We start from the raw sequence: 12,188 nt of genomic DNA on the forward strand, positions 1-12,188 counted from the left end.
TGGCTATGCTGATCAAACTGCCCATTTGCTTCGCTTCCTGACTTATCGGATGGCTATCAGTGGGGCTCGTTGCCACCAGTTTCAAGGTTCACTCTGCAAGACCCCGAAACGCATAAGGAGCCTCCATTTTTATTTCTGATAATGCTTTCAGCCATCCAAGTTTGGTTCTATTATCATGGATTCGACATTTTTCCATTTTTATTATACTCCGCTTTTGTAGTATCAATAATATTTTCTTTCTTGATGGGATGGTATTGGGGAAGGAAAAAGGTGTTTTGGTATTTAACTATCTTAGTATTTCTATTTCCTTTTGTGCTAGATAAAGATTTTCGCAAGCAAATAGATGTCATATATAGTCAAAGAATAAATATTGTTATGAAAAGTGAGAGGGCTAAAGGGTGTCAGTTATCTATTCCTGTTAATCGAGTGTTGGATGGCCTATCTTTTTCAAAAAGCACTTACTCTATCAGTATGCCGAATAATCTATTTTTAACGAATATCACATTGGGGGTTGATACTAATTATTTAGGTGTAGCTACAATTTCAGCGGACTCCATTGAAAAGATTACTTCATGGAGTGGTGGGAGGTTAATGCATGGCATGAGGCTCTATACTGGAGATGATGTAACTCAACGAAGGCAAGGCGGAAATGTTGTTGACCTAGAGTTATCTTTCAGGTTTTTCGATAAAATTTTTATTCCAAGCGAAAACGATAAATATAAATTAATGTTTTTATGTAACGATGCTCATGTTTGTTCAAGAATTCCATTTGGAGATGATAATTTTGCAAGATATAGCTATCGTATTTCAGAAGAGGAGATCAAAAACTGGGTCGAAATTGAAGGTTTTGTAAGGGGTGAGCTTTATAAGTTTTCTACTAATTGCAGTTAAGTGGTTTTGTGAAACAAAATGGTATCGCTGCTAGCTCAATAGGCTATTAGCTCATGATTTAAATATCTTGTGAAATTCGATGCGATCAATAAATGTCGTGGTCTTTGGCCAGTTTAATATGATAATTTTATTTTCCAAGAGTGTATTCTGAATATGAGAGGGATTTTTACTCTATTTATTGTCTTTGCTGTATTGATAGGTACTGGGTTGGTAGGTTGTCGTGCAAACTCCAGTGTTAAAACTGATGCAGCCGGGATACGGACGCAGCAGCAAACTTTCCAAAGCAAAACGTATGCATCGCCTACACCAGCCAACAGAAATGAAAGTGATAGCTTTAGTTATGATTTTAACCGCGATGGCATTCCCGATCAGGTTATTGTAACCAGTTTTCCTTATCGGAGTGATTGGTTCAGTTATAAACTGGATGTCCGAATTACGCAGCGGGGAGGCGGCTATGTCGATATGGCTTCAAATGCTTCTTTTGACCCCGGTGACAAAGGCAGGGGTGATGAGCCGTGGCGAGTATCTGCGAAACTGACCCGTAACGGCGACTTGCTAATCATCAACAACAGCGCCAGCCCATTCTCCAGCAGTGACAAGCAGAATAGTTATCGCTTCCACTTCGCCAACGGTGAATTTGTGTTGCAGGAATACACTCACGGCTATACAGGACATTCTGTCGGCAAGTATCGCGCTTCTTATATCTTTGACCTTGCCAACCATGTTTACCGTAAGAGCGATATGGAGCGTTGTGATTACGAGCCGGAAAAGCCGTGCCCATCGGCTGTCACCAAACGCCTTGGCAATGTGCCAACGATGACATTGGGGAACTTTGCTGGTTACAACAAGGTGGACATCGTGGCGGGTTTGGAAAAGTACGTGGCGAAATAACGGCAAAAGGCGCGGGTCATTTGCCGCGCCGTTTTGTCCCGTTGGTATTGGGCTTCTTGCTGTGTGGGTTTGCCTTGGGCTTCGGCGGCAAACCAGTATGCTGGGTCAACACTTTCTTGCCAGCCTGCTGCTGGTTTGCAGCTTGGTTAGAGACCACCTTCCCCGTCCTCTTCTGATGCTCCCCGCCCTTATTCTTCCGCCGATGCGCCTCATACACCAGCTTCTCTTCCCCCGCCTTGTAATGCGGGATCAGTTGGTTGTCGCCATCGCCAATCAGTTCCTGCCGCCCCATCTCCGCTATCGCCTTGCGCAGCAGCGGCCAGTTCTTCGGGTCATGCCAGCGCAGGAAGGCTTTGTGCAACTTGCGCTGTTCCGGCGACTTGGCGGTTTGCACCTTTTCGCTTTTGTACGTGACCTGATGCAGTGGGTTCTTTTCGCTGTAGTACATGGTGGTGGCGGATGCCATCGGCGAGGGGTAGAACGCTTGCACCTGGTCGGCGCGGAAGCCGTTTTTCTTCAGCCACAGCGCAAGGTTGAGCATGTCTTCGTCGGACGTGCCGGGGTGTGCAGCGATGAAATAGGGGATCAGGTACTGTTCCTTGCCTGCCTCTTTGGTGTATTTCTCGAACAGTTGCTTGAACTTGTCGTAAGTGCCGATGCCCGGTTTCATCATTTTGGACAGCGGCGCGGATTCGGTGTGTTCCGGGGCGATTTTTAAATAACCGCCGACGTGGTGCGTGACCAGTTCCTTGATGTATTCGGGGTCTTTAACCGCCAGATCGTAACGCAAGCCCGAACCAATCAGCACCTTTTTAATGCCCGGTAAATTGCGTGCGGTGCGGTACAGTTCTTTTAACGCGGCATGGTCGGTGTTGAGGTTTTGGCAAATATCGGGGTAAACGCAGGCGGGTTTGCGGCAGGCGGCTTCGATCTTCGGGTCTTTGCAGGCGAGGCGGTACATATTCGCGGTGGGACCGCCAAGGTCGGAAATCACCCCGGTGAACCCCGGCACTTTGTCGCGGATGTCCTCGACTTCGCGGATGATAGACTCCTGCGAACGGTTCTGGATAATGCGCCCTTCGTGTTCGGTGATCGAGCAGAAGGTGCAGCCGCCAAAGCAGCCGCGCATGATGTTGACCGAGAAACGGATCATCTCGTAAGCCGGGATGCGTTCGCCGTTGTAAGACGGGTGCGGCAGGCGGGCGTAGGGCAGCCCGAACACGAAATCCATTTCCGGCGTGGAAAGCGGGATCGGTGGCGGGTTGATCCACACATCCACCGTGCCGTGTTTTTGCACCAAGGCGCGGGCGTTGCCGGGGTTGGTTTCCAGATGCAACACGCGATTGGCGTGGGCGTAGAGGGCTTTGTCCTTGCTGACCTTTTCAAACGACGGCAGGCGGATCACGGTCTGGTCACGCTGCAAGCGGGCGCGGGGGTGGAAGGTCAGTTTGTGTTCGTCAGTGCGTTTGCTGCGCGGGTCTTCGTAGCTGAACCATTGCACATTGCGCTTTTCGACCTCGCATTCGTCCATCTCGGTGGTGTTCAAATACGGGTTGATAATGCGGTCGATTTTGCCCGGTTGGTCGATGCGCGACGAGTCGATTTCCATCCAGCCTGCGGGGGTGTCGCGGCGGATGAAGGCGGTGCCGCGCACGTCGGTGATGCTGGCAACGGGTTCGCCGGAAGCGATGCGGTGCGCGACTTCCACCACGGCGCGTTCGGCATTGCCGTACAGCAGCAGGTCGGCGGCGGCATCCAGCAGGATCGACTTGCGCACGGTTTCCTGCCAATAGTCGAAATGGGCGATGCGGCGCAACGAGGCTTCGATGCCGCCTAGCTGTCAATTTTCCATATAAATAGCTTTTGCTTGTAGCGGAACAATGGGTTGCCCTGATTTACAGCAGGGTTGCACTGGTTCCGGTGTAATCTGGAAGCATATATTCATTCCAATATCTATAGAAGGTTTTTCATGACATTCGCTTGTCCAAATAATAGATGAATTGTCATTAATCGGGTATTTTTGACTTTTAGCAAGTAACTTACCACTTTGATTATCGTACAAATCAGCATAGCCATACCCTACGTCCCACGGATGATAGATTATCTTGACGCGATAGTAGCCTTTTGGGCTGATATAGTTACTTTGGGAGATGGAAAACCATCGCCCCCCATTGTACCAAGTTAATCCAATTAAGATTGCCAGTGATAAGATGGTAATAAACTTAAATTTTTGCGTTTTAAACATTTTTCATCAGGCAATGGTAATGTATTGTACATTAACGGGCATCCACTTGATGTCTGAGTAGACAACAAAATCACCACCTTCGTTAGTGGCTGCTTGCCAGTCCCGAAAATGCTGGTTGTATACTGGAACGAATCCAGGGTATTTCATGTTTCTTGTCATCGGTTGTGATGGCATGGAGATAGCAGGTAACGCAAAATAGTCTATCATTTCTGCTTTGCTTAAAACTCTTTCGCGACTCCAGACTCCAAGTGGAACGATCTTCTCAAAAAAAGTGCTACTAGTGAAATCAAATGTGTCTCTCATATAAATACCAATTTTTTCCACTGTAAAAATAGCTTGATATGGATCACTCAATGATGCTGATAAAGATTGAGTAACTGTTCCGATCACTGCTAGTTTGAAACTGGCGATGCCTAGTGCGCCATAAAGATCATCAAGTGTATCTAATTTTTCACCAAATCCACGAAAATTGACCTGACAGAGAGCATCTAGTTCTCGTGCTGTTTCATGCTGGTATCCAAGCCTAAATGGAAGTGGCTCATTTTCCTGCCACCCTGCATTCATAAGTCGCTTTTTTAGTTGCTTAATGCCAGCCTCACTTGCCCAGTTGGCATATAAATCCTCAAAGGCTTCTTTTACTCGTGGAAATTGTAATATCCAATCCATTTTGATGATTGTCTCATCATATTGGCTTGGGAGTAGTTGCATCGGGTCGGACTCTCCTTCTTTTATATTTTGGGGTATTACCCAAGCGGGTTTTATTGAAAACCAATACCGCATGGTTTGTGCTGAGACTTTCCAACCCATTTTATCCATTGCATCGGGAATTTCATTAAGGCGCATTGGTTTTGAAGGATTGACAGCTACTAAATATGCTTGTGCGCTGGGATGGTCGAGGGCGATCATGTCATATCCATTGGTGGAAGAGGCAAGACCCTCTCCATAAACCTGAATATCATAAACAGGAACATTGTAGTTCTTACCCGCCGCTTCCATCATGACCCAGCGGATAGGTGTTCCATGCCACATCGTATCAAGGTCAGGGATTTTTTTTATCCAAACCTGTTGGGGATTACCAACTTGTTGGTTGGCAGATACACAATCCACTGTACAGGATGATCCATTATTTTCTGTTAGTAACGCCATGATGGTCTCCTTGCTTATGGGGTTTGGGTGGTAATAACAATGGTTGGGTCGTCGAAGCGTAATGTGTAGCTACCCAGTGGCGCATCTTTCATTGAAACACTGCCGTCACTCCCTGTTGTGCCGGGGTAGCTCTTGGTTGGGTCAGCATCCAGTGTCAGGGTGTACTTTTCCCCTGCAATCGGCTGCTGGGTATCAATGTCCATAACCACCACATTGATAGTGCCTGTTGTTGGCAATGCTGCTGTTACCCCAAACGTTGCCACCCCGCCTTGTGATGTCTTCGTCGTACTGCCATCTGCCTGACGGTATAACGTCACTTTCACCGTGTGACTATTACCGGGAACAAGCGTATCGGTCTTGATGGTGTAGGTGGCAGCTTGCCCTGCCGGGTTGCCGGAATTGAGCGGTGCTGTCCAGTAATACGTCAGTTTTGCCCCTTGTTGCTGTTGGGCAAGGTAGGAGGGGTCAATGGAGAACGTAATGGTCTTGCCTTGTGGGACACTGGTTTCGCTGACCCGCAGATACATCCCCAATGCGCCACTGGCGGTCAGGGGTTTGGGCAATGCAGGTTCTGGTGGTGGTTCTTGCACTGTTGGTGGCGTGGTTGCTGCCGCTTTTGCCGTAACGTTGAACATGGCACTGCCAGCAATAGCGGTGCGTTGGGTTGTCCCAGCCGGGGTCACGTAAAGTGTTGCCTTGACGCTGTACTCACCCACGGCAAGCCCGGTGGTGTCGAGCGTGAAGGTGGCAGTGCTGGCAGTCTTGCCACTCGCCGACCAGTACCAAGCGAGTTTGTCCCCGGATGCTGAGTGCAAACTGGCATCCGCCGAGAAAGTAATGCTGTCGCCCTGCTGGACTGTCAGCGGTTGGGCAAGGATTTTAAGTGTGCCGTAATTTTTGGGTAGGGTGGTTGCGGTGGGTGTTGTGGTTGTCCCACCAGTTGTTCCGGTAGCCCCGGTTGTGCTTTGTGTCCCGGACGTTGCTCCTTGCTGGAGCGTCGGGTCTGGCAATGGGTTGGCAACGGTATCCGCCAATTGTGTTGCATCCAGCAAATACTTGAGGGTTGCCTGCCTACGTTTTTCCATGTCTTGCGCGGTCAGGTTGGGGAGCGGTGTTGCGCGTACCACACCATTCAATGCCACCAGTTTCCTGAGGTTGCCATGTTTGAGTGCAAGCTGTTTGGCAACAAACACCTTGATTGGCGTTTCGGGGAAGTTGGAGATGCTGACATGATCGTAGGTGCTACTGTTGACCGCGTTTGTCAGTGCCTTTTGCAGGGTTGGCAGCACTTGGGTGTGGCGTTCGTCGGTCTGGATGTTGGCAATGTCCGGCAGGTAGCCCTGCATCTTGCGGATACCGTTGGTGTATTCGGCAATCCGGTCTTCCAACCATGCCTTCAGTTGGATGTAATATTTTCCGCCGTCAAGGGTGCGGTATTGCCCAAAGGTCAGGTTGCTGAACTCGTCACGGAAGGCGTAGTAGCGGAAGTTCTCCAGCCCAAAACTGTTCCATCGGTAGTTTTCCGGCATATCGGAACGGGCATCAATGAGTTCGGCTTGGGTTTTGCCTGCTACCCCGACCAAAGGATTATTGCCTAATACAGGGTTACTGTATTGCAACACTGGGTTAGTGCCACCTTCGTTGGCAAAACTGAGAATCCATGCCACGCCTTCCTCGGCTTGGTTGCCGCCAATGCGGGTTGGGTACAGGCGGATGGCTGGGGTTTTCCCCGCAACTGCTTGCAAGGTGTTGCCAGAGATTTCCCCGCTCAGGAAACCGTTGATGGTGATGGCGTGTTCGCCCGCCGTCTGGATGGTGTTGTTGAGGATTTTCAGGTTGGAAAATAGCCCGTCACTGCTGAATATCCCCTGCAAGGGGCCACCGGGGGCTTTGACTGTACACGCCTCAACCGTGACGTTTTCAAGGATGGCGGCGGACATCTGGTCGCACAATATCCAGTCCTGCTCCTGTTCAAACCCGTCTTTCAGCATTTTGACCTTGCGGGTTTTGTCGGTCATTTTTGGTGGAATTAATTGGATGGCATCCCGGTGTGCTTCGGTGTAGGTGCGGTTATCCATGACCGTCAGGTTTTTTAGGTGGGAATTGCTGTTCCAGACCCGTACTGCGTCGGTTTGGCTTCCGGTCAGTTCAATGGTTTTCTCACCAAAAAACTGACATGGGCAAGGGGCAGATGGGCTTTGTTGGGTTGGGCTGTTACTTGTCCCGGCACAGAGGTAGCTACACGTTTCTTCATCCAATACGTGCAGATATTCGTTGAGCTTGCTTTCGGGGGCAAGGAACTTGTCGTTGGTGCTTTCCAGTTTTTGCATCTCTGCCATCTGTTGGGGATAAGCCGCTACCGCCGCATTATAGTCCACAACATACTTGTTCATGGCGGTTTCCATCGTGGCGAGCTTGGCAGGGTCAGCAGCCGGGTCAGTTTTGAGTTTGCTGACGGAGGCATACAGCGAACATTGCTCAACGGTCACTGTCACCAACCACTTGTTCCAGTCCCCATCTTCGCCTTCCGGTGGCAGTTGGTCAGCAGGAAAGAAATACCTACGTGTCCTGCGGATGGTATCTTTTGCTTCGTTTAACTGGCTGGCATGGAAAGCATAACGGGTATGCTTGTCAGAAACGGTTTGTGCCATGAGGCTCACTCCTGTGATGCTTGGGGTTGGTGCATGAATGCCGCTGGTCGGTAGTTATACGCCATTTGTATTTTTTTTTTTCAAGTATCATTTGCATATTTTTTGTTAAAAATTGTAACAATATAAAACATGGCAATTATTTCAGTTGGTTATGTGCTATACAATGGCTGCTAACTTTCATAAAGGATACTGACACAATGAGACGTAACACAAAGCTCCCAATTATCCGTTGCCTGCTGGTTTTGCTGCTTGCTGTTACAGCATTGGGGGGCTGCAAAGCGGATGATGTCAAGCCTGTTGGGGGGGGCGGGAGAACCACTACCGTTGCAAACCTCAATCAGGCAGATTTTGACAGGTTGGCAAACCATACGTTGCTGGTGTCGCTGGAACGGGGAGATGCACGAGCCGTTGGGGGCAGTCTTCAGCCAGAGGCGGTTTTGCCGTTGACAGTTGGGGCATTGCTCAATGTGGCGACAGCAGTGATACCAAAACAATCGTGTCCGCTAGTGGGTTTGGTGGTGGAAACCGATAACAATCCAGAAACACGGGAATGGTTGGCTATGCAAGATAAAACCTGTCCCCCCGTTTCATCACATGGTTGGCATTTGTTTTGGGTGGTGCAGCAAGGTAAAGATGGCATAACAAGGGTTTTGTTTAGCGACAAGGCGCATTCCGTCAAACTGATGGAATGGACAAAATCAGCTAAAGTGGATAGTCCGCTGCAACGACCCGTTAGCGTCACCCGTGCTGGGCGTACTTGCCCGACCTGCGGTTCGACCAGTTGTGAAGGCTTTTGGGTGGACAAAGCGGGGGCTTACCAACGCCCTGCCCAGTTTTTGGTTGAAAGCACCCGTTATGACCCAATGGCTGGTGGGCTTGACCAGTCGGTGACAGGGGGAGGTTGTCCGCTGGATTAACCCCGCCGTTTGTTTGATGGTTTGTGTTTGGGGGTAGGTTTGCCTTTGCCCCCGGCATCCGCCCGTGGTTTCGGCGGCAACCCCGTATGCTGCGTCAACATTTTCTTCCCAGCCTGCTGCTTGTTTGCAGGTTGGTTAGGGGCAGGCTTCCCCACCCGCTTCTGATGCTCCCCACCCTTATTCTTCCGCCGATGCGCCTCATAAACGAGGTTTTCTTCCCCCGCCTTGTAATGCGGGATCAACTGATTCTCGCCATCGCCGATCAGTTCCTGCCGCCCCATCTCCGCAATCGCCTTGCGCAGCAGCGGCCAGTTCTTGGGGTCATGCCAGCGCAGGAACGCCTTGTGCAGCTTGCGCTGTTCCAGCGACTTGGCGGTTTGCACCTTTTCGCTTTTGTACGTGACCTGATGCAGCGGGTTCTTTTCGCTGTAGTACATGGTGGTGGCGGAGGCCATCGGCGAGGGGTAGAACGCCTGCACCTGGTCGGCGCGGAAGCCGTTTTTCTTCAGCCACAGCGCGAGGTTGAGCATGTCTTCGTCGGACGTGCCGGGGTGTGCAGCGATGAAATAGGGGATCAGGTACTGTTCCTTGCCTGCCTCTTTGGTGTATTTCTCGAACAGTTGCTTGAACTTGTCGTAAGTGCCGATGCCCGGTTTCATCATTTTGGACAGCGGGGCTGCTTCGGTGTGTTCCGGGGCGATTTTTAAATAGCCGCCGACGTGGTGCGTGACCAATTCTTTAATATATTCGGGGTCTTTAACCGCCAAATCGTAACGTAAGCCCGAACCAATCAAGACCTTTTTAATCCCCGGTAAATTGCGTGCGGTGCGGTACAGTTCTTTTAACGCGGCATGGTCGGTGTTGAGGTTTTGGCAAATGTCGGGGTAAACGCAGGCGGGTTTGCGGCAGGCGGCTTCGATCTTCGGGTCTTTGCAGGCGAGGCGGTACATATTGGCGGTGGGGCCGCCGAGGTCGGAAATCACTCCGGTAAACCCCGGCACTTTGTCGCGGATGTCTTCGACTTCGCGGATGATGGATTCCTGCGAACGGTTCTGGATGATGCGCCCTTCGTGTTCGGTGATGGAGCAGAAGGTGCAACCGCCGAAGCAGCCGCGCATGATATTGACCGAGAAACGGATCATCTCGTAGGCGGGAATGCGTTCGCCGTTATAGGCCGGATGCGGCAGGCGGGCGTAGGGCAGCCCGAACACGAAATCCATTTCCGGCGTGGACAGCGGGATCGGCGGCGGGTTGATCCACACATCCACCGTGCCGTGTTTTTGCACCAAAGCGCGGGCATTGCCGGGGTTGGTTTCCAGATGCAACACGCGGTTGGCGTGGGCGTACAGGGATTTGTCTTTACTCACCTTTTCAAACGACGGCAGGCGGATCACGGTGGTGTCGCGCTGCAAGCGGGCGCGGGGGTGGAAGGTGAGCTTGTGTTCGTCGGCGCGTTTGCTGCGCGGGTCTTCGTAAGTGAACCATTGCACATTGCGCTTTTCGATCTCGCATTCGTCCATCTCGGTGGTGTTCAAATACGGGTTGATGATGCGGTCGATCTTGCCCGGCTGGTCGATGCGCGAGGAGTCGATTTCCATCCAGCCTGCGGGGGTGTCGCGGCGGATGAAGGCTGTGCCGCGCACGTCGGTAATGCTGGCAACGGGTTCGCCAGCGGCAATGCGGTGCGCGACTTCCACCACTGCGCGTTCGGCATTGCCATACAGCAGCAGGTCGGCGGCGGCGTCCAGCAGGATCGACTTGCGCACGGTTTCCTGCCAGTAATCGAAATGGGCAATGCGGCGCAACGAGGCTTCGATGCCGCCTATGATGATCGGCACGTCGGGGTAAGCTTCGCGGCAACGGTGGGTGTACACCAGCGTGGCGCGGTCGGGGCGTTTGCCCGCCAACCCGCCGGGGGTGTAAGCATCGTCGGAGCGCGTCTTGCGGTCGGCGGTGTAACGGTTAATCATCGAGTCCATATTGCCCGCCGCCACGCCAAAGAACAGGTTGGGTGCGCCCAGTGCCATGAACGGGTCTTTGGAATGCCAATCGGGTTGGGCAATGATGCCGACGCGAAAACCTTGCGCTTCCAGCACCCGTCCGATCACTGCCATGCCGAACGAGGGGTGGTCGACGTAGGCGTCGCCAGTGACGATGATGATGTCGCAGGAGTCCCAGCCGAGCGCATCCATTTCCGCACGGCTGGTGGGGAGATAGTCGGACACGCCATAGCATTCTGCCCAGTATTTGGGGTGGTCGAAGAGTTTCAGGGCAACAGGAGCATGGATTTGGGCAGACATAAGACAACAACGCAGTCAAAGGTAAGGCATTGTAGCAGGTTATTGGCTACTGGCATTTTTCAACACACTAATGCTCTGGAATTGCCATGCATCACACGGCTTGCCAACAGGCTTCAACCCGTTGCAACCGGTCTGGCAGGATCGCGAATCCACTCGCTCCACGAGCCGGGGTAAAGTCGTGAACCCATCAACCCGGCGATTTCCATGGCCAGCAGGTTGTGGCAAGCCGTCACACCCGAGCCGCACATGTGCACCACCTGCACAGACTCCACCCCGGCAAGCACGCTTTCCCATTCGGTGCGTAACTGTTGCGCCGCTTTGAACAGGCCGTTGCTCATCAGGTTGTCGGTCAATGGGCGGTTCACCGCGCCGGGAATACGCCCAGCTACCGGGTCAATCGGCTCTTTTTCACCGCGAAAACGCTCAGGTGCGCGTGCATCCACCACTTGCCAGTCATGCGTTGCCGCCAGCAATTGTGCTGTTGTCACCGTAAACCCTGCTTGCAAACGGGGCTGGAAATCGCCGGGCAGTACGACTGGCGGGGTCGCCGTTTCCAGCATTCCCTGCTGCTGTTGCCAAGCCGGAAAACCACCGTCCAGCACTGCCACGGCCTCATGTCCCAGCCAGCGCAACAACCACCAGGCACGAACTGCCATCGCCCCGCCGCAATCGTCATACGCTACCACCTGCGAAGACGACTTCAGGCCGATACTGCGCAGTTTTGCGCCCAAGGTATTCACATCCGGCAGGGGGTGACGGCCTGATTGCGGGGTAATGGGTGACGACAGATCATGATCCAGATGCAGGTAATGCGCAGTAGGGATATGGCCTTGCGCATAGACCCTTTCGCCATAAGCGGTATCGGCAAGGTTGAAACGGCAATCAAGGATCAGCCAGTCCGGGTCAGCCAGATGCTGAGCAAGGGTTGTACAGTCGATGAGGGTGGTATACATGTGGCTGGAATTCCGCGTGTGTATCATGACAAGCCCTTGATTCTACCATCAAGCCAGCGCGGACAAAGGAAAACCCACCGCATCAACAAGCAAACCATGCGTGGGTTTGATGCCGCCTGCCTCAACGTATCCCGCAAGCTGGTGTCAGCAGCTTTCTCACGCCGAACATCCCCCCTTCCCCAACCCCTTCCCCC

General features: G+C 52.1%; 8 protein-coding genes and 1 pseudogene. 3 read left to right on the forward strand and 6 right to left on the reverse strand.

Features of this window, described 5'->3' with window-relative positions; genetic code table 11:
• Window positions 1-270: 270 nt before the first annotated feature.
• Both B2U47_RS06235 and B2U47_RS06240 read left to right on the forward strand, forming a co-directional pair.
• Entirely contained in the window at window positions 271-891 is a 621-nt protein-coding gene (locus B2U47_RS06235) for a hypothetical protein (protein WP_296688285.1), read from the forward strand.
• 462 nt (window positions 892-1,353) lie between these two features.
• Window positions 1,354-1,782, forward strand: coding sequence for a hypothetical protein (locus B2U47_RS06240; protein WP_296683860.1), 429 nt, complete (start codon window positions 1,354-1,356; stop codon window positions 1,780-1,782).
• 16 nt (window positions 1,783-1,798) lie between these two features.
• Here B2U47_RS06240 and B2U47_RS06245 read toward each other — a convergent pair.
• The 4 genes and pseudogenes from B2U47_RS06245 to B2U47_RS06260 all read right to left on the reverse strand — a co-directional run.
• Window positions 1,799-3,619, reverse strand: a pseudogene (locus B2U47_RS06245) (YgiQ family radical SAM protein); the annotation flags it as partial.
• Window positions 3,620-3,622: 3 nt separating this feature from the next.
• Window positions 3,623-4,027 carry a hypothetical protein gene (locus B2U47_RS06250; protein WP_296683858.1) on the reverse strand — a complete coding sequence of 135 codons (405 nt, stop codon included), beginning with the start codon at window positions 4,025-4,027 and terminating at the stop codon, window positions 3,623-3,625.
• Window positions 4,028-4,033: 6 nt separating this feature from the next.
• The gene (locus tag B2U47_RS06255; RefSeq protein WP_296683856.1) at window positions 4,034-5,173 is read right to left on the reverse strand and encodes a DUF6402 family protein; all 1,140 of its coding nucleotides are present in this window, start codon (window positions 5,171-5,173) and stop codon (window positions 4,034-4,036) included.
• Between the two features lie 14 nt (window positions 5,174-5,187).
• Entirely contained in the window at window positions 5,188-7,824 is a 2,637-nt protein-coding gene (locus B2U47_RS06260; protein WP_296683854.1) for a hypothetical protein, read from the reverse strand.
• A 197-nt stretch (window positions 7,825-8,021) separates the two neighbouring features.
• Between B2U47_RS06260 and B2U47_RS06265 the strand changes: the two genes are divergently transcribed.
• Window positions 8,022-8,741: a hypothetical protein gene (locus B2U47_RS06265; RefSeq protein ID WP_296683851.1), complete on the forward strand. Its 720-nt coding sequence runs from the start codon at window positions 8,022-8,024 to the stop codon at window positions 8,739-8,741.
• Here B2U47_RS06265 and B2U47_RS06270 read toward each other — a convergent pair.
• Both B2U47_RS06270 and B2U47_RS06275 read right to left on the reverse strand, forming a co-directional pair.
• Entirely contained in the window at window positions 8,738-11,041 is a 2,304-nt protein-coding gene (locus B2U47_RS06270; RefSeq protein WP_296683849.1) for a YgiQ family radical SAM protein, read from the reverse strand. The two genes, B2U47_RS06265 and B2U47_RS06270, sit on opposite strands and share 4 nt — an antisense overlap.
• A gap of 113 nt (window positions 11,042-11,154) precedes the next feature.
• Complete coding sequence (locus B2U47_RS06275; RefSeq protein WP_296674185.1) at window positions 11,155-11,994, reverse strand: sulfurtransferase; 840 nt, start codon at window positions 11,992-11,994, stop codon at window positions 11,155-11,157.
• Window positions 11,995-12,188: the final 194 nt, after the last annotated feature.

Origin of the sequence: Thiothrix sp. UBA5583 (assembly GCA_002425225.1) — a bacterium.
Taxonomy (GTDB): Bacteria; Pseudomonadota; Gammaproteobacteria; order Thiotrichales; family Thiotrichaceae; genus Thiothrix; species Thiothrix moscowensis.

What these genes read in the sequence shown, in the direction of transcription:
- B2U47_RS06275 (WP_296674185.1), bottom strand. Translation starts at nt 11,994, where the DNA reads ATGTATACCACCCTCATCGACTGTACAACCCTTGCTCAGCATCTGGCT.
- B2U47_RS06255 (WP_296683856.1), bottom strand. Translation starts at nt 5,173, where the DNA reads ATGGCGTTACTAACAGAAAATAATGGATCATCCTGTACAGTGGATTGT.
- B2U47_RS06260 (WP_296683854.1), bottom strand. Translation starts at nt 7,824, where the DNA reads ATGGCACAAACCGTTTCTGACAAGCATACCCGTTATGCTTTCCATGCC.
- B2U47_RS06240 (WP_296683860.1), top strand. Translation starts at nt 1,354, where the DNA reads ATGGCTTCAAATGCTTCTTTTGACCCCGGTGACAAAGGCAGGGGTGAT.
- B2U47_RS06270 (WP_296683849.1), bottom strand. Translation starts at nt 11,041, where the DNA reads ATGTCTGCCCAAATCCATGCTCCTGTTGCCCTGAAACTCTTCGACCAC.
- B2U47_RS06265 (WP_296683851.1), top strand. Translation starts at nt 8,022, where the DNA reads ATGAGACGTAACACAAAGCTCCCAATTATCCGTTGCCTGCTGGTTTTG.
- B2U47_RS06250 (WP_296683858.1), bottom strand. Translation starts at nt 4,027, where the DNA reads ATGTTTAAAACGCAAAAATTTAAGTTTATTACCATCTTATCACTGGCA.